Annotated in this window: 14 protein-coding genes and 3 tRNA genes; 11 read left to right on the forward strand and 6 right to left on the reverse strand. The window is 73.2% G+C overall.

The window, feature by feature from the left end; translation table 11 throughout:
- Positions 1 to 15 precede the first annotated feature (15 nt).
- The 3 genes from J4709_RS25720 to folP all read left to right on the forward strand — a co-directional run bounded on the left by J4709_RS25720 (position 16) and on the right by folP (position 3177).
- Complete coding sequence (locus J4709_RS25720) at positions 16 to 1773, forward strand: bifunctional DNA primase/polymerase (protein WP_208244375.1); 1758 nt, start codon at positions 16 to 18, stop codon at positions 1771 to 1773.
- Positions 1770 to 1925 carry a hypothetical protein gene (locus J4709_RS25725; protein WP_208244376.1) on the forward strand — a complete coding sequence of 52 codons (156 nt, stop codon included), beginning with the start codon at positions 1770 to 1772 and terminating at the stop codon, positions 1923 to 1925. Before J4709_RS25720 ends, J4709_RS25725 begins: the two co-directional genes overlap by 4 nt.
- A gap of 409 nt (positions 1926 to 2334) precedes the next feature.
- Positions 2335 to 3177: a dihydropteroate synthase gene (gene folP / locus J4709_RS25730; protein WP_208244377.1), complete on the forward strand. Its 843-nt coding sequence runs from the start codon at positions 2335 to 2337 to the stop codon at positions 3175 to 3177.
- A gap of 63 nt (positions 3178 to 3240) precedes the next feature.
- Here the strand turns inward: folP and J4709_RS25735 are convergent, their stop codons facing one another.
- The gene (locus J4709_RS25735; protein ID WP_208244378.1) at positions 3241 to 3798 is read right to left on the reverse strand and encodes a CGNR zinc finger domain-containing protein; all 558 of its coding nucleotides are present in this window, start codon (positions 3796 to 3798) and stop codon (positions 3241 to 3243) included.
- A 288-nt stretch (positions 3799 to 4086) separates the two neighbouring features.
- Between J4709_RS25735 and J4709_RS25740 the strand changes: the two genes are divergently transcribed.
- Positions 4087 to 5664: a Na+/H+ antiporter gene (locus J4709_RS25740; RefSeq protein ID WP_307801549.1), complete on the forward strand. Its 1578-nt coding sequence runs from the start codon at positions 4087 to 4089 to the stop codon at positions 5662 to 5664.
- Here J4709_RS25740 and J4709_RS25745 read toward each other — a convergent pair.
- On the reverse strand, positions 5661 to 6233 hold the full coding sequence (locus J4709_RS25745; RefSeq protein WP_173091575.1) for a hypothetical protein: 573 nt from the start codon (positions 6231 to 6233) through the stop codon (positions 5661 to 5663). The genes J4709_RS25740 and J4709_RS25745 overlap by 4 nt on opposite strands.
- Positions 6234 to 6560: 327 nt before the next feature.
- On the opposite strand from J4709_RS25745, the gene J4709_RS25750 reads away from it, so the two are divergent.
- From J4709_RS25750 to J4709_RS25760, 3 genes are all read left to right on the forward strand, one after another.
- Positions 6561 to 6632, forward strand: a tRNA-Trp gene (locus J4709_RS25750).
- 15 nt (positions 6633 to 6647) lie between these two features.
- A tRNA-Ala gene (locus tag J4709_RS25755) sits at positions 6648 to 6718 on the forward strand.
- 41 nt (positions 6719 to 6759) lie between these two features.
- Positions 6760 to 6847 (forward strand) — tRNA-Ser (locus J4709_RS25760).
- A 104-nt stretch (positions 6848 to 6951) separates the two neighbouring features.
- Here J4709_RS25760 and J4709_RS25765 read toward each other — a convergent pair.
- Positions 6952 to 8253, reverse strand: a complete 1302-nt coding sequence (locus J4709_RS25765) for a pyridoxal phosphate-dependent aminotransferase (RefSeq protein ID WP_307801551.1) — start codon at positions 8251 to 8253, stop codon at positions 6952 to 6954.
- Positions 8254 to 8523: 270 nt separating this feature from the next.
- On the opposite strand from J4709_RS25765, the gene J4709_RS25770 reads away from it, so the two are divergent.
- From J4709_RS25770 to J4709_RS25785, 4 genes are all read left to right on the forward strand, one after another.
- Positions 8524 to 9450, forward strand: coding sequence for a LysR family transcriptional regulator (locus J4709_RS25770; protein ID WP_208244381.1), 927 nt, complete (start codon positions 8524 to 8526; stop codon positions 9448 to 9450).
- Positions 9451 to 9769: 319 nt separating this feature from the next.
- On the forward strand, positions 9770 to 10486 hold the full coding sequence (locus tag J4709_RS25775; RefSeq protein ID WP_232384071.1) for a VC0807 family protein: 717 nt from the start codon (positions 9770 to 9772) through the stop codon (positions 10484 to 10486).
- Positions 10487 to 10624: 138 nt separating this feature from the next.
- Positions 10625 to 11797, forward strand: coding sequence for a L,D-transpeptidase (locus J4709_RS25780; RefSeq protein ID WP_208244382.1), 1173 nt, complete (start codon positions 10625 to 10627; stop codon positions 11795 to 11797).
- A gap of 153 nt (positions 11798 to 11950) precedes the next feature.
- Positions 11951 to 13168, forward strand: a complete 1218-nt coding sequence (locus tag J4709_RS25785; RefSeq protein ID WP_307801552.1) for a L,D-transpeptidase — start codon at positions 11951 to 11953, stop codon at positions 13166 to 13168.
- A gap of 64 nt (positions 13169 to 13232) precedes the next feature.
- On the opposite strand, the gene J4709_RS25790 is transcribed toward J4709_RS25785, so the two are convergent.
- From J4709_RS25790 to J4709_RS25800, 3 genes are all read right to left on the reverse strand, one after another.
- Positions 13233 to 13742 (reverse strand): mycothiol transferase, encoded by a 510-nt coding sequence (locus J4709_RS25790; RefSeq protein WP_208244383.1) that lies wholly within the window; start codon positions 13740 to 13742, stop codon positions 13233 to 13235.
- A 1104-nt stretch (positions 13743 to 14846) separates the two neighbouring features.
- Positions 14847 to 16283, reverse strand: a complete 1437-nt coding sequence (locus J4709_RS25795) for a nitrilase-related carbon-nitrogen hydrolase (RefSeq protein ID WP_208244384.1) — start codon at positions 16281 to 16283, stop codon at positions 14847 to 14849.
- Positions 16284 to 16358: 75 nt separating this feature from the next.
- On the reverse strand, positions 16359 to 17042 hold the full coding sequence (locus J4709_RS25800; RefSeq protein WP_307801553.1) for a response regulator: 684 nt from the start codon (positions 17040 to 17042) through the stop codon (positions 16359 to 16361).
- Between the last annotated feature and the right edge of the window lie 3 nt (positions 17043 to 17045).

A 17045-nucleotide genomic window follows, 5' to 3' on the forward strand; every position in this document is an offset into this window, starting at 1 on the left:
CGAGAAAGGCTAGCGGTGACCAACGACGCTTTCAAGGCGAACCCTCAGCCCCTGACTTTCACCACCATCCCGTTCCAGAACGTCGAAGAGACCGAGCCGCTCCCCGGGTACGAGGAGTACGGCCTGCGGCGGGGGACCGGGAAGTGGTCCAAGAAGCCCTCGATCAAGGGGGCCTTCACCGAGTACGAGTACGGCTCGGTCCACACCGTGGACGACCCGCAGGGTCACGAGGTCATCGGGTACCCGACCGACACGGACGTGGAGGCCGTCCAGGTGGGCGTCATCTGCTCGCCCCGCTCGGGCCTGCTCGTCATCGACGTGGACGACCCCGAGGCGTACGCCGAGACCGACCTGGGGGAGCTGCTCCCGCTGGAGGAGTACGCCTACACCCGGCGGGGAGCGGGCGGCCACATCTACCTGGACATGCGGCACGTCCCCACGGACCGGTGGCCGACCCAGGGACCCATCCGGGGCGGGGACATCAAGAGCGCGGGCTACGTGGCCGCCGCCGGGTCCCTGCACTACTCCGGCGACCGGTACGAGCGGACGGGCAAGCCCGTCCTGGTGGCCAACGAGCAGGAGGTGGAGGCGCTCCTGGAGGCCAAGCGGGAGAGCACCGGCTCCTCCCGTCCCGGGGCGTACCGGGGGGACGGCCACGGGGACGATGACACCCTGGCCCGCGCGGTCTACGGGTGGGTGTTCCAGGGGCTGGAGGACGGGGAGATCTTCACCCTGTGGCGGGAGCTGGCCGACGAGATCGAGGCCCCCTCCTGGCCGTTCCGGGAGGGCGACTACCGCCGCCACCTGAGGGGAGCCCGCCGCAAGTACGAGTCCTCGCAGGTCACAGCGGTTTCCGACAGCAACATCTCCGAGTCCGATGACTCGGTGGTCCTCCGAGAAAGGCTGTCGGAAAGTCTCCTGACCAGGCTGGATGCCCTCACTCGGGGTCTGTTGATCCCCCGGTGCGAAGTCCTGGCCGACGCCGAGGCCATCGCCAAGAAGATCAAGGGTGAGAACGACCCCGACCGCTGGTCTAGGGACTGGAGGAGGAAGGGCGTCCCCGAGGGAGCACAGGCCGTCTTCACGCGCATCGCGTCCCTGCGGGCCGATGGCGTCACGACCAGCCCGCACGCCGAGTGGCTGAAGGCCCAGGACCCCACGGGAGAGATCCGGGAGTACCTGTCCAACGCCGAGTGGGTGATGGCCGAGGTGGACGGCGTCTATGAGGTGCTGAGGGACCGCCCCCTGCCGAAGAGCAAGGCCGAGGTCTGCGTGTGCGGGACCAAGGTCGTGAGGCGCAACTTCGGCGGGGCCGACCCTGACCGGTGCGTCCACGTCGGCCCCCGCTGGGCCAAGGAGGACACCATGGACACCGTCTTCAAGGCCCACATGCACCTGACCTCCCTGGCCCGTCAGAGGGCCTGGGGAGGCTCTGAGGAGCCCGAGGACCGCCCGAGCCGGTACGACGGTGTCTCCTACGTCAACCGGCACCTGAGGGACGGTCGTAAGCCCATGTCGGCCTCCCAGTACGCGGAGGCGCTGCTGGAGCTGGAGGCGGCGGGCCGCATCGTCAAGATCCGCAGGGCCCGCTACTACCGCAACGACCACGCCTGGCAGACCGCCCCCGCCCTGTGGGCGGACGCCGCCGAATACCCCCACCTGGTGAAGACGGACCTGACCACGCCTGAGGGCGTCCGGGACTTCGTCCGCGTCCGGGTCGGGCTCCACCTGGCTGAGCATCCGATGCCCAGCGAGCTGGCGGTGGCGGCATGAGCTGTCCCACGGGGCTGAAGGAGCGCCCGACCAAGTCCAGCGCCTGGAAGCTCATCCAGTGGCTGGAGGACGAAGGCAAGATCCTGCCGGGCGAGATGGAGCCGGTCTTCTGCATGAGGTGCGGGACGTTCCACGTCCGGAAGACGCGCTGAGCGATCGCTTTTGATCTTCCCCAGGGAAGTACGGAGCGTGATCGTCGGGGGAGTCGATTGGTTCCCCAACAAACCTGGGAAACAGACGTCGCCTGTGGCATCCTGGGGGCTCGAAGCACACCATGTTGAGGGTAAAACCGCAGGTCAGCGAGTTCCTTACAGAGGACGCCTGGACAGCGGATCCTCCATGGGCTGATCGGTGCGACGCGGGACCCACCGCGGGGCGAACCCGGGCGAGCGTGAAATATGAGGTTAGCGACCCCGCGGGGATGCTGACGAGGGAGGGCGCCGTTTGAACCGAATTTGCTTCAGGTTCGCCGCACCCGCCCTGCCGGCCGCCCGTCCGGGCCCGCCGGAGCGCCGTGCCGCGTGGCGGGCGAGCGCCCGCGTGTGCGACGGTGTGGGCATCATGACCTCTCCGGACGCCGCGCCGCTGCGGCTGCACGGGCGCGACCTCGGCCGCCACGCGATCATGGCCGTGGTGAACCGCACGCCCGACTCCTTCTTCGACAAGGGCGCCACCTTCGGCTTCGGCGCGGCGCTGGACGCGGTGGACCGCGCCGTCGCGGACGGCGCCGACATCATCGACATCGGCGGCGTGAAGGCCGGCCCGGGCGAGGACGTCGGGGTCGCCGAGGAGCTGCGCCGGGTGGTGGACCTGGTCGCCGCCGTCCGGGACCGGCATCCCGGCGTGATGATCAGCGTCGACACCTGGCGCGCGGAGGTCGGCGAGGCCGTCGCGGCGGCGGGCGCCGACCTGCTGAACGACACCTGGGGCGGCCCCGACCCGGAGCTGGCGGAGGTCGCCGCCGCGCACGGCATCGGCCTGGTCTGCGCGCACGCGGGCGGCCTGGACCCGCGCACCCGGCCGCACCGGACCGGCTACGGCGACGTGGTCGCGGACGTGGTCGGGCACGTCACCGCCGAGGCCGAGCGGGCGCTCGCGCTCGGGGTGGCGCGGGAGGCGATCCTGATCGACCCCGCGCACGACTTCGGCAAGAGCACCCGGCACTCGCTGGAGATCACCCGGCGGCTCGGCGAGCTCACCGCCACCGGCTGGCCGGTACTGGTCGCGGTGTCCAACAAGGACTTCATCGGGGAGACCCTCGGCCGGCCCGTCGACAAGCGCGGCGTCGGCACCATGGCGGTGCTCGGCGTCTCGGCGCTGCTCGGCGCCCGCGTCTTCCGCGTCCACGACGTCGCCGCCGCCCGCCGCGCCCTGGACGCCGTCGCGACCCTCGCCTCCGGGTAAGGCCGGGTCAGGGGAGCGGCGACCCGAGCCGCCAGGCGAGGCACTTGGGCCGGGATCGCGGGATTACAGCGCGGCTTCGCGCTGGCGGGCGCGGTAGGCGGCGACGTGCATGCGGTTCCCGCACGTGCGGCTGTCGCAGTAGCGGCGGCAGCGGTTGCGCGACAGGTCCACCAGCACGCGCGAGCAGTCGGGCGCCTCGCAGGTGCGCAGCCGGTCCAGCTCGCCGGCCGCCACGACGTAGGCCAGCGCCATCCCGCAGTCGGCGGCGAGGTGCTCGCCCACCGGGGCGCCCGGCGCGAAGAAGTGCACGTGCCAGTCGTAGCCGTCGTGGTCGGTCAGGTGCGGGGTGGCGCGGACCTCGCCGACGATCTCGTTGATCAGCCGGACCGCGGTGGGCACGTCGCCGGTCCGGAACACCGCGTGGAACCGGTCGCGCAGCGCCAGCACCCGCCCGAGGTCGGCCTCGGTCAGCTCGCCCACGTCGCTGAACGCGCTGCGGCCGACGAACGCGCGCAGCCCCGGCAGCCCGCCGAGCTCCTCGCCGCCGGACGCGGCGGCACCGGTGTTGATCAGGTCGACGACGACGGCGAGCGCGTGCTCGGTGTCATGGGTGAAGATCACTGTCGCTCCAGTCTCGGGGGACCGGGGTCGTACTGCTCCTGGAGGGCGAACCCCCAGACCGTCCCGGCGAGGGCGGGACGGCCGTGCGCCCGGCCGCGCCGCCGGGGCCGGAACGCGGCCCAAGCCCCCACCCTACGACGCCGGAGGGCGCCGTCCGCGCCGACCCTGCCGCCGCGCCGCAGCCGGTTCCGGCCCCGCTGCCTGCGGGAACGTTCCATAATCGGGCCGGCTCCGCCGCCGGGCGGCCGCCGCGCGCGTACCCCGCCGCGATCCGGAGAGGATCACGGCGTGGAGGGGGACCGGCTGTTCATCGTCTTCCTGGTCGTCGCCGTCGTGGTGCTCGCCGCCCGGGCGCTGGCCGGGCGGCTGCGGCTGCCGGACGCGATCCTCCTGGTGCTGCTCGGGATGGCGGCCGGGTTCGTACCGGGCCTGCCCGCCGTCGTCGCGCCGCCCGACCTGGTGCTGATGGGGTTCCTGCCGCCGCTGGTCTACCACGCCGCGTTCTTCACCGCCCCGCGCGAGGCGCGCGCCGACGCCGTGCCGATCGTCACGCTGGCGTTCGGGCTGACCGCCGTCACCACCGGGGCCGTCGCCGCCACCGTGCACGCGCTGCTGCCCGGCCTCGGCTGGGCCGCCGCGCTGGCCTTCGGCGCCGCGGTCGCGCCCACCGACGCCGTCGCCGCCACCGCGGTGATGCAGCGGCTCGGCGCGCCCGCCCGGCTCGTCACCATCCTGGAGGGCGAGAGCCTGATCAACGACGGCGTCGCGCTGACGATCTTCGGCCTCGCCATCGAGGCGATCGGCGTCGGGTTCGCGCCCGCGCACGGCGCCGTCCGGCTCGCCCAGGTGGTGCTCGGCGGCATCGCCTACGGGCTGGTGCTCGGCATCGTGATCCGCCGGATCCGGCGCCGCATCCAGGACCCCATCAGCCAGGTGATCGTGTCGCTCGTCACCCCGTACGCGGCGTTCATCCCCGCGGAGAACTTCGGCGCGTCCGGGGTGCTCGCGACGGTCGTGGCGGGCTTCTCGATCGGCACCCACGGCGAGGGCGTGCTGCAGCCCGCGTCCCGGCTGGCCGGCGACGCGTTCTGGCGGATCCTGACGTTCCTGCTCGAGTCGACGCTGTTCGTGCTGCTCGGCCTGGAGATCCGGGAGATCATCCGGCAGCCCGGCGGGCACACCTGGCACGCGGTGCTGCTGACCACGCTCGCGGTGTCGGCCGTCGTCATCGGCGTCCGGCTCGCCTGGGAGCTCGGCAACGGCCCGCTTGCCGGGCTGCTGCCCGGCGGCCGCCGCAGCCAGGAGGGCCTCGGCTGGCGGCAGCGGCTGGTGATCGGCCTCGGCGGGATGCGCGGGGCGATCTCGCTGGCGATCGCGCTGTCGCTGCCGACCGCGGTCGGCCCCGACCGGGGCGTGCTCGTGCTGCTCACCGCCCTCGTGGTGCTGATCACCCTGGTCGGGCAGGCGCCGCTGCTGCCGCCGCTGCTGCGCGGCCTCGGGCTGATCGAGTCCGACCAGCGCCGGCTGGAGGTGATGACGGCGCGCCGCGCCGGGCTGCAGGCCGCCCTGGCCCGGCTGGACGAGCTCACCGAGGACGAGCAGGTCGACGACCAGACGGCCGAGGCGTTCCGGCAGATGCTCGAACTGCGGCTGGAGCGCGTCCGCTACTTCCTGGACGAGGAGGACGCCGAGACCGAGGCCCCGCCGCCCAACAGCCGCAAGGTGCGCGCCGAGCTGGTCAGGGCGCAGCGCGCGAAGCTGACCGCCCTCTACCGCAAGGGCAGGATCGGCGCGGGCACGCTCCGCCAGATCAGCCGGGAACTCGACTTCGAGGATCCGGTCGTCATCCGGCGCAGCCGCTCCTAGCGGGCGTAGTGGGGGTCGGCCACGACCGGGTAGTAGGCGTCGGTGTGCTGCACGCGCATGGTGACGGCCGACCCCTCCAGCGTGTAGTCCGCCTTCACCTGGCGGAACATCGAGTCGCTGGCCCACGGGTTGTACAGCCGCCCCACGGTCGCGCCGTAGCGCAGGTGGACGACGTCGTAGCCGCCGGACGGCATCGCCTCGAGCGCCAGGCCGTCGGCGAGGGAGATCGGGAAGCGGAACTCCGAGGGGGCGTCCGGGCCGTGCACGACCGTGAGCAACCGCACACCGTTGTCGGTGGTCTGCGCGACGATGTCGGTGTCGACGTCCACGCCGACGAACACCCGCAGGCTGGGCCGCAGCACCTGGGCGACCGTGTCGGCCGCCGCCACGTCGATGCCGAGGTGGATCCGCTGCCCGTCCTTGGTCGGCACCCATACGCCGTCACGCGCGCGCTGCCCCCAGGCGACGTCCGGGTTCTCCATCTCCTGGGGCTCGTTCTTGCCCCGGGCGACGAGAATCCTCGAGGCCGCGCTCATCGCGGCGGCAGCCCCGTCCCGTGCGTGCCTCATGGCGGGCCCCCTCGCCTTCTTCTTTCATGACATGCGTGACGTCACGCTTGTCCTGGGTTTCACCACGGGTGCGCGCTGCAGGGAAGTCCTCGACGTGCCTGCCGCCGCCAACGGGCGGGTTCGCGGTGTTCGCCCCGTGCGTCGTTGGACCTTACACCACGCTTATACGTGCCGTACGGGCGCATAATGATCGTTTCTCTCCGTGCCCGGGCCGCCACTTACCGCGCCCGCAGGCATCGCCGCCGGGCGGTCGCGCTCCCACCGATAAATGCTTTGCCGCGGGGCCGCGAAAAGGCGCATCATCGAACGCGTCGGAAGTGGACGCGAAGGGGCGAGCCACCGGTTCGGCGGCCGGTCTCCAAAACCGGCGGAAAGTGGGTTCGACTCCTACCGCCCCTGCTGAGCACGTTCGATGGGCCTGTGGTGCAACGGAAGCACGCTTCTCTTGCAAGGAAGCGACCAGGGTTCGACTCCCTGCCGGTCCACGCGGTCCCGGCCGCCGCCGGGCGCTCCCCCGCCCGCGCGAGGAGGGTTGGCCGAACGGTAAGGCAGCAGTTTCGAAAACTGACGTCGAGGTGAAACTCGAAGGGGTTCGACTCCCTTACCCTCCGCCATTCACCGGGAAAGCGGCGGGCGGGATGGCCAGGCTCGGCCATCCCGCCCGCCGCGCACTCTCCTTTGTGCGCCCGTCCCTTCCTCGGGACGGCCGCGGACGGCGTCAGGCGAGCGCCGCCTGCCCCGCCCGCGCGCTCTCCCGCAGATCGGCGAGCACCTCGGAAAGGCGGTCCAGGCCGCCGGCGATCCAGGGCAGCGACGCCGGGTCGGGGGAGGCGAGCGCCGCGAGCCGCTGCTCGTCGGTCTCCCCGTACAGCAGGCTCGGCGCGACCCGCAGCCGCAGCGCCTCGGGCGGCTCGCCGAACGAGCTGCCGGGCAGCACCCCCACCCCGTAGCGGTCCAGGAGGAGCCCGGACAGGTCCGCGGACGTCCGCACCCCGTGGCCGCGGCGCAGCACGTCCCGCAGTGGGCCGAGGTCCGGGTAGACGTAGAACGCGCCCTGCGGGCGCGGCACCCGGGCGCCCGCGCGGGCGAACCGGTCCGCGACCGCGCGGGTGACCGCCGCATGCAGCCGGCGGCTGCGGTCGACGTGCTCGACCAGCTCCGGCGGCTCGGCGAAGGCGTACGCGGCGGCGTGCTGCATCGGCGCCGGCGCGCTGGACCAGATCTCGCTGGCGATCCCGAGCACGGCGGCGCGCAGCGCGGCGCCGAACGGGCCCTCGGGCAGCCGCGCGACCCCGAGCCGCCAGCCGCCGGCCGCCAGGCTCTTGCTCAGCGCGGTCGTCACCACCGTCCGCTCCGGCGCGTACCGGGCGGGGCTCGGCACCGCGCGGCCGCGGTCGTGCACCAGGTCGCGGTAGATCTCGTCGGAGACGATCACGAGGTCGAGGTCGCGGGCGGCCGCGCAGAGCCGGCGGACGGTCTCCTCGGAGGCGAGCGTCCCGGTCGGGTTGTCCGGCAGCGTCACGATCACCGCGCGGACGGTGCGTCCCGCGGCCCGCGCGCGCACCACCGCGTCGGCGAGCAGCGCCGGGCTCGGCACCCCGCCCTCGCCCGGCGGCGTCGCCACCCGGATCGGGCGCACCCCGGCCAGCGGCGCCTGCGCGGCGTAGCTCACCCAGCTCGGCGCGGCGACCGCCACGTCACCGCCGATCGCCATCAGCAGCGCGAACAGCAGCGGCTTGCTGCCCGGCCCGCACACCACCGCGGACGGGTCGGTGGGCAGCCCGCGCCGGGCCCAGTACCCGGCCGCCGCGGCGCGCAGGGCGGACGACCCGGCGACCGGGCCGTACCCGCCGCGGCCCGCGGCGGCGGCGAGCTCGCGGGTCAGCGCCGGATGGATCGGGATGCCGGCCTCGCCGAAACCGAGCGGCAGGACCCGCACGCCCTCGCGGCGCTTGCGGGCGAGGGCCTCGTTCACCGCGAGCGTCGGCGACAGCGGGACGCGGCGCGGCGCGAACGACACCGGCCGGGAGGGGCCGGCGGAGGCTGAGAGGCCAGAGGAGTTGGAAGGGCTGGAGGGGTTAGAGGGAGTAGAGGGACGGGAGGGGCGGCCGGCCGGGCGATCGTGCGCGGGCAGGTTCTGGGCATGCATCGACGCTCCAAAAGGCATGACGAAATAACGGTGGGTGACGAGAGGATCCCCCTGAGCGAACCGGCCGGGTTCGCTTCATGCTTTCCCGCATTCAGCATCATCACAAGCGAGTCTCGGCGATGGTGACCGTAAGCTGGAGTGATGCTGGAGCTGCGCCGCCTGCGGCTGCTCGCCGAATTCGCCCGCCGCGGCAGCATCGCCGCGACCGCCGCCGCCCTCGGCTACACGCCGTCGGCCGTCTCCCAGCAGCTGGCCGCGCTGGAGCGGGAGGCGCGCATCCCGCTGCTGGACCGGACGGCCCGCAGCGCGGAGCTGACCGACGCCGGGCGCCGCCTCGCCGCCCGCGCCGAGGAGATCCTCGGCCTGGTCGAGACCGCGGAGGCGGAGCTGTCCGCGCAGGCCGACACCCCCATGGGCCGGGTGGTGGTCACGGCCTTCCCGACCGCCGCCGTCGCCTTCGCGCCCGCGCTGGCCAACAGCCTCGGCGACCATCCGGGCCTGACGTTCGTGCTGCGCCAGACCCGCCCCGGCGACGGCGTCCGCCTGGTGCAGAACGGCGAGGTCGACATCGCGCTGATCGACGACTGGACCGGCAAGGTCCCCGACCAGTCCCCGGCGGTGCTGGAGTTCTTCCACCTGCGCCGCGACCCGCTGGTCCTGGTGGTGCCGGACGGGCACCCGATGTCGGACCCGGACCGCCCCGTGGACCTGCAGCAGTTGCGGGAGGAGCCGTGGATGGCGGCGCCGCCCGGCGAGCCGTCCCGGCAGGCCGTCGAGCGGCTGCTGGACACCGTCGGCGGCGCCCGCCCGGTCCCGTGGGAGTTCGAGGGCCTGCACACCATCCTCAGCCTGGTGGCGCGGGGCATCGGCATCACCGCGGTGCCCGCGCTGGCCCTCGCCGCCGGCGACCAGGGCGTGGCGGTCCGCCGGATCCCCGAATGCACGCTGGCCAGGGAGGTGTACGCGGTGACGCGGCGGGCGAGCGTGCGCCGGCCGTCGGTGGCGGTGACGCTGCGCGCGATCTATGCCGCCGCAGCCGACGTCCAGCCCGCCTCGCCGGACTCCTGAGCCCCAGCCGAGCCCCCAAGACCGTCCGGGGCCCTTGCGGGTGGCCGCTTCCGGCCTTCGCCCGCACCCGAGACGGAAGAAATCCGAACTAAGGGACAAATCGGCTCAATAGATCGCTCCGCTCGGGGAAGGCGATGATGACGGAACAAACCGACAGACGGTCGGAACACGGACGCCCCCAGGTTCGTCAAAACGGGAAGATGCGCGCGGATCATCACGTACGGTGGTGCGACTCGTGACGCCGTCCCAGGCCGTGCATCAGGCCATGCATCGATCCATGCACCTGTCCATGCGAACCGAGCGGGGAGCGCAGCACCCGATGGAACCACCAGCGACAACGCCGGCCGTCGCGACGGCCGGGCCCTCCGGCGCGACGGCCGCGGCCGGCGTCGCCGAGGGCGGCGGGCACCACTTCGAACTGCCGCGGATCCGGGCGCTGCTGCTGCACGCGCTGCCGCGCTTCGCCGAGGGGGTGATCGCGCCCGTGGCGGTCTTCTACGCCGCGCTGGCGCTACTCGGGCTGAACGGCGCGCTCGCCGCGGCCGTCGCGTGGGTGTACGGCGGCATCGTCTTCCGCTACCTGCGCGGGCACCCCGTCTCCGGGATGCTGATGCTGGCCGCCGTCGGGGTGACCGTGCGGGCGGCCCTGGCCGCCGCCACGCACAGCGCCGTCATCTACTTCCTGCAGCCGACGCTCGGCACGCTGATGGTCAGCATGGCCTTCCTGGCCTCCGTCCCGCTCCGGCGGCCGCTGGCGATGAAGCTCGCCCGCGACATGGTGCCGATCCCGGAGGCGTTCTTCCGCCACGACAAGGTGCACCAGTTCTTCCTGCGCATCTCGCTGCTGTGGTCGATGGTGCTGTTCGTCAACGTCGGCATCAGCCTCTGGATGCTGTTCAACGAGTCGATCGGCACCTACCTGTGGCTGCGCACCAGCATGGTCGCCGGGCTCGGCGCGCTGGGCGTCGGCGTCTCGGTGCTGGGCTTCAAACGGCTCCTCCGGCACGTGAACCGCGAGCCGGCCGCCGCGGCCTGACCGCCGCACCGCCCGGCCGCCGCACGCCCTGAGCTGCGATTCTCCGATACCGGCGCGAACTTTTCGTGCTCGCGGGTCATCTCTCTTTGCACAGGCATTCACCGCAGACGGGTGAGTCTTGGCACTGGGGGGAGACTCGTGGCGATCAACGGGCGGCCGGCACTCGCGGCGGCGGGGGGAGCGGGCGCGGTGGCGCTGCTCGCGGCCGGATGCGGCATCGGCGGGACGGGAGTGCTGTCGGCGGGCGAGTCCGACGCCACGGTGACGATCACGCCGGCGACCGGGACGCGCGGGGTCGCGCCGGACGCGGTGATCAAGGTGAAGGCGTCCGGGGGGAAGCTGGCGAAGGTCACCGTCCAGGGCAGCAAGGGCTCGGCCGTCACCGGTGAGCTCGCCGGGGACAAGAAGACGTGGCACTCCACCCGGACGATGACGCCCGGCGCGTCCTACACCGTGACCGCACAGGCGAAGAGCGGAGGCAAGCTCCGCACCGTCACCAGCGCGTTCACCGCGCTGACCCCGGCCCGGACGCTGTCGATCAGCGACGTCACGCCGAACCTGCGGGGGGAGGAGGTCGGCGTCGGCATGCCGATCATCCTGCGGTTCGACCGCCCGGTCGCCGACAAGGCCGCGGTGGAGAAGGTCCTGCACGTCACCCCGGACAAGCCGGTCGAGGGCGCCTGGCGCTGGATCGGGTCGCAGGAGGTCGTGTACCGGACGAAGACCTACTGGCAGCCGCACCAGACCGTCCAGTTCCGGGCGGACCTCGCGGGCGTGAACGCCGGAGGCGGCGTCTACGGGGCCGCGGACGTCGCCGAGACGATCAGCATCGGCGCCGCGCAGGTCACCACCGGCGACATCGGCGCGCACCGGATGACGGTGACGCGGGACGGCCGCAGGCTGCGGACGGTCCCGTTCAGCGCGGGCAACGGCGAGACGCGCGAGTTCACCACGACCAGCGGCGTCCACCTGCTGATGGACAAGGGCAACCCCGTGACGATGACCTCGCCGGGCCGGCGGCCGGGCGACGCGGGCTACTACCAGCAGGTCGTCAACTACGCGGTCCGCTTCTCCGACAGCGGCGAGTACGTCCACTCGGCGCCGTGGTCGGTCGGCTCGCAGGGGTCGGCGAACGTCAGCCACGGCTGCCTGAACGTGAGCCCGTCCGACGCCGCGTGGTTCTACGGCATCGCCCAGCGCGGCGACGTGCTCAAGCTCACCGGCTCGACCCGCGAGGTCGAATGGGACAACGGCTGGAGCTTCTGGCAGCTGCCCTTCGCCAAGTGGAAGGAGGGCGGCGCGCTTGGCTGAGCGGATCGCGCATGTGCTACGGACCGTGTCCGGTTGCAACGCTTTGATCTCGGACTGCGGTTAAAACCCCGGGTCATGGCGTGGTAACCCGAATTTGTCGCTAATGTCGCTGTGGTAGACGGCGGGGTTCTGGAGGTTTAGGTGCAGCGGAGGGTGTCCGCGGGTGTCCGGGCCGGTGCGGGGATGGCGGGGGCCGTGCTGCTCCTCACGACCGCCTGCTCGGGAGGCGAGAAGGAGCACGGCGTCCCGGTCGGCGAGAAGGGCGACTCCGCCCTTCCGCAGGTGACGATCGACCCCGGCAACGGCAGCGGGAAGGCGGCGCCGGAGCACGGCGTCACGGTCACGGCGGCGGGCGGCACGCTACAGCAGGTCACCGTCACCCGCAAGGGCAAGCGGGTGGACGGCGCGATGGCGGCCGACAAGAAGAGCTGGAAGTCGCGCACGCTGGTCCCGGGCGCGAAGTACCAGGTGGCGGCGGTCGCGGTCAGCCCCAAGGGCAAGTCGGCCACGGTGAACTCGACCTTCACCACGCTGAAGGCGGCCAGCGAGCTGGGGATCAGCGACGTCACGCCGACCAAGGGGGAGAAGGTCGGCGTCGGGATGCCGATCATCGTCACCTTCAACCGCGCGGTCGGCGACCGGAAGGCCGTGGAGCGGGCGCTGGAGGTCAAGTCGACCAAGCCCGCCACGGGCGCCTGGTACTGGGCCAGTGACACCCAGGCGATCTTCCGCACGGAGAACGGGCACTACTGGGAGCCCAACCAGAAGGTCACCTTCACCGCCAAGCTCGCCGGCGTGAAGTCGGGCAAGCGGACCTACGGGACGAGCGACTTCACCCGCAGGTTCAGCGTCGGTGACGCGCACATCATCAAGGCGAGCACCAAGACCCACCACCTGACCGTCACCAAGAACGGCAGGAAGGTCAAGAGCTGGCCGATCAGCGCCGGCCGCGGCGGCCGCGTGGTGAACGGCGTGGACACCTACGCCACCACCAGCGGCATCCACCTGACCATGGGCAAGGAGAATCCGGCGATCATGACGTCGGAGTGGATGGGTGTGAAGCCGGACGAGCCGGGCGGCTACAAGGAGGTCATCCCGTTCGCGGTGCGGATCTCCAACAGCGGCGAGTACATCCACTCGATGGCCTCGACGGTGTGGGCGCAGGGCCACCAGAACGTCAGCCACGGCTGCGTCAACTCCCCGCCCGCCGCCGCGCGCTGGTTCTACAACTTCTCCTACCGCGGCGACCCGGTGATCATCACCGGCACCAGCCGCAAGCTGGAGGCGCTGAACGGCTGGGGCTTCTACCAGATGTCCTGGAAGAAGTGGGTCAAGGGCAGCGCCCTGGACCGCACCGTCACCACGGGCTGACGGCGCCCCGACGAACGCGCCGCGGCGGCGCTCCCCGTTCCACGGGGGGCGCCGCCCGCGCGTTTCAGGCGCGTTCGATCAGGCCGCGGACGTAGGAGGCCTGCCCGGCGTGCTGGAGGTCGTCGGAGATCACGCTGACCAGCCGCACCGCGAGCGTGACGGGCGGGTCCCAGGCGGCGTCGACGACCCGTTCGAGGTCCTTGTCGGTCAGCGTGCCGACGTACTCGACGGTCCGGTCGTGCACCGCGTCGTGGTAGCCGGTGAGCAGGTCCGCGGAGCCGACGCGGACGGCCGCGACCTGCTTGGGGTCGTGCCCGTAGCCGGTCTCGGACGGGTCGAGCGGCAGCGCGAACCGGTCCGCCCAGCCGCCGGACGTCCAGACCTGCCCGGTGCCGGCGGCGTCGGCGACGTGGTCGTCCTGCACGCGGGTGAGGTGCCAGACGAGCCAGGCGATCGAGTTGGCCTCCGCGTCGGGGCGGAGCGCGAGCTGGTCCGGGGTGAGGCCGTCGACGGCCTGCCGGACGGTCTCCTGGATCCGGTCGAAGGCGTCGGTGAGCAATTGCGCACTGGTCATTTCTCCGACGCTACCCCCGCCCGTGTCCGCTCAAAGCGGAGGGTGACCGCCGAGATCGGAGAGCCGCGCGCGGTGCGGCGCGTCGCGCTTCCCCCGGGAGTAGCGGCCGCTCAGCGGGTACGTCACCCGCATGAGCACACCCGCGAACCGGCGGCCCGGCGCCGAGCCAGACCGCGGCTTCGCCGGTGAACTGCGCGACGCGGTGACGCTGCGCTCCTTCACCCTGGTCGCGGGCGTGCTGATCCTGCAGCTGGCGTTCATCCTGTCCTACATCGGCGCGTTCCACTCGCCGACGCCGCACCGCATCCCGGTCGCGGTCGTCGCGCCCGGGCAGGCGGCGGGCGGCGTCGCCGCGCAGCTGAACGCGCTGAAGGGCGCGCCGCTCAAGGCCCGCACGGCCCCGAGCGAGCAGCGCGCCCGGCGGCTGATCCTGGACCGGACGGTCGACGCGGCGATCATCGTCGACGCCGGCGGCACCGACACCCTGCTGGTGGCGTCCGCGAGCGGCCCCGCCGTCTCCAGCACCACCCAGCAGATCGCGGCCGGGATCGAACAGTCCCGGCACCGGCAGGTGCGGACCGTCGACATCCGCCCGCCGGCCGCCGGGGACGGCCGCGGCCTGTCGTCGTTCTACCTGGTCATCGGCTGGATCGTGGGCGGCTACCTGGCGGCGGCGATCCTCGGCGTCGCCGGCGGCGCGCGCCCGGCGAACCTGCGCCGCACGCTCATCCGGCTGGGCGCGCTCGCGCTGTACTCGATCGTGTCCGGGCTCGGCGGCGCGATCATCGCCGGGCCGATCCTCGGCGCCCTGAACGGGCATTTCTGGGCGCTGTGGGGGATCGGCGCGCTGGTCGTCATGGCCGCCGCCGCGACGACCGTCGCGTTCCAGATCCTGCTCGGGATGATCGGCATCGGGGTGGCGATCCTGGTGTTCGTCGTCCTCGGCAACCCGAGCGCGGGCGGCGCCTACCCGATGACCCTCCTGCCGGCGTTCTGGCGGGCCATCGGGGACTGGCTGCCGACGGGCGCGGGGACCACCGCGGTCCGCAACACCGTCTACTTCTCCGGCCACGCGACGGCGCAGGCCCTGGGCGTGCTCGCGGGCTACGCCGTGATCGGTTCGGCGGTCGCCGTCGCCGCGTCCGCCGCGCACCTGCGATATATGAGGCTCGTCCCGGACAGCCCGGCGACGAGCAGCAGCGCGGACAGCCAGGCGAACCAGTCGCCGAAGCGGGAGTAGACCGTCCGGACGCCGTGCGCGGGGACGGCCGCCGTGACGGAGGTGAACCCCGGGCCGCCGGTGGAGCGCCCGGCGAGGACCCGGCCATAGGGGTCGCTGACGACGAGCGTCCCCGCGCGGGCCGCGCGCGCGACGGTCAGGCCGCTCTCCACGCCCCGGACGAGCGCCATCCGGCCGTGCAGCCGGCCGTCGCCGGTGAAGTCCCACGCCGGCGCGTAGAGCACGCTCGCGCCGCGGGCGCGGTAGTCGCGGACGAGGCCCGGGAAGTCCATGTCCTTGCAGATGATGAGGCCGCGGCCGGGGGAGAGGAACGCGAGCGCGGAGCCCGGCTCCAGGTCCTCCTCGAGCCCGGGGATCATGTGGTGCTTGTAGTACCGGACGGGCGCGCCGCCGTCCGCGCGGATCCCGAGCGCGGTGTTGCGCGCCTTCCCGCCCGTGGTCAGGACGAGCCCGACGACGATGTCCTCGTGGCGTTCGGCGGCGAGCCGCGCCAGCGGCCCGGTGAGCGCGGGAAGCGTCCGGTCGTCGGCGGCGAACGTCTTCTCCGGCAGGACGACCGTCCCGGCGGGCGCCGTCGCGCGGATCGCGGCGGTGTAGCGGCGCAGCAGGTCGCGGCCCTGCGGCGTGGCGAGGTCGATCGTGTCGTTCGGACGGTCGGTGTCGAGCAGCGTCACGGTCGCCCGCGAGAGGTCGTGCGGCTGCCGGAGCCGCCAGCCGCCGTAGGCCAGCGGGAGGGCGAGGACCAGGGCGCCGGCGAGCAGCACCCGCCACCGGCCCGCGGCGCCGGGCGCGGCGGCCGCCGCGACGGCGGCGGGGACGGCCATGACGAGGAACGTGATCCCCCACGGGCCGGTGAGCGACGCGGTCTGCACGACGGGCGGGACGTCGGCCTGCGTGTAGGCCAGGCTCAGCCACGCGCCGTGCGGCGCCGCCAGCGACAGCGCGTACTCCAGCGAGGCCCACCCCGCCGGGACGGTCAGCGCCGCGGTGACGGGGAATCCGCGCAGCAGCAGCCACCGGAACGCGAGCGCGAGCAGGCCGAACACCAGCGCGGTGCCGACGATGATCCCGGCGGCCGCCGGCGGCGGCATCTCCAGGGTGCCGAGGTAGTAGGGCCACATCCGGCTCTGCCCGGCGAGCCAGGCGAGGGACGCGGCGGCGAACGCCGTCCGGCCGCCGGCCCGGGGCGCGAGCCACAGGACGGGCAGCGGGCCGAGCCAGGTCAGCCAGGCCACGGGATGCAGCCCGGTGCCGAACAGCAGCAGGACGGACGACAGCAGGGTCGAAGCGATCACGGTCATGGTCCGAGCCTCGGCCGCGGAGGCCCCGCGCCGCGTCGCCGGGACGAGTGAGACCCCGCCTCACTCGCGCGGGCGTCAGTCCGCGGGGTCGCCCGGCACGACCAGCCCCGACTCGTAGGCGAACACGACCGCCTGCACCCGGTCGCGCAGCCCGAGCTTGGTCAGCACGTGGCTGACGTGCGTCTTGACGGTGTGCTCGCTGACCACCATCGCCGCGGCGATCTCCGCGTTGGACCGGCCCCGCGCCACCTGCCGCAGCGTCGCGGCCTCCCGCTCGGTCAGCCCGGCGAGCCGCGCCGCGAGCCGCGGCACGACGCCGTGCCCCGGCCGGCGCACCAGGTCCTCGACCAGCCGCCGCGTCACCGCCGGCGCGAGCAGCGCGTCGCCGGCGGCGACGACCCGCACGGCGTCGGCCAGCTCGTCGCGCCGGATGTCCTTCAGCAGGAACCCGCCCGCGCCCGCCCGCAGCGCGTCGTAGACGTGCTCGTCGGAGTCGAACATGGTCAGCACCAGCACCCGGGCGGGCAGCGCCGCGCAGATCCGCCGCGTCGCCTCGATCCCGTTCATCACGGGCATCCGCACGTCCATCACCACGACGTCGGGCCGCAGCTCCTCGGCGGCGCGGACCGCGGCCGCCCCGTCCGCCGCCTCCCCGACGACGGCCATGTCCGGCTGCGCGTCCAGGATCATCGTGAACGCGGCGCGGAAGAGGTCCTGGTCGTCGGCGACGAGGACGCGCAGGGCCGTCTCGTCCGTCACGGG

It is taken from the genome of Actinomadura violacea (assembly GCF_017573465.1).
In the GTDB taxonomy this organism is placed as follows: domain Bacteria; phylum Actinomycetota; class Actinomycetes; order Streptosporangiales; family Streptosporangiaceae; genus Spirillospora; species Spirillospora violacea.

Coding starts and splice junctions, on each gene's coding strand:
- J4709_RS25725 (WP_208244376.1), top strand. CDS start 1,770: ATGAGCTGTCCCACGGGGCTGAAGGAGCGCCCGACCAAGTCCAGCGCC.
- folP (WP_208244377.1), top strand. CDS start 2,335: ATGACCTCTCCGGACGCCGCGCCGCTGCGGCTGCACGGGCGCGACCTC.
- J4709_RS25745 (WP_173091575.1), bottom strand. CDS start 6,233: ATGAGGCACGCACGGGACGGGGCTGCCGCCGCGATGAGCGCGGCCTCG.
- J4709_RS25770 (WP_208244381.1), top strand. CDS start 8,524: ATGCTGGAGCTGCGCCGCCTGCGGCTGCTCGCCGAATTCGCCCGCCGC.
- J4709_RS25775 (WP_232384071.1), top strand. CDS start 9,770: ATGGAACCACCAGCGACAACGCCGGCCGTCGCGACGGCCGGGCCCTCC.
- J4709_RS25790 (WP_208244383.1), bottom strand. CDS start 13,742: ATGACCAGTGCGCAATTGCTCACCGACGCCTTCGACCGGATCCAGGAG.
- J4709_RS25795 (WP_208244384.1), bottom strand. CDS start 16,283: ATGACCGTGATCGCTTCGACCCTGCTGTCGTCCGTCCTGCTGCTGTTC.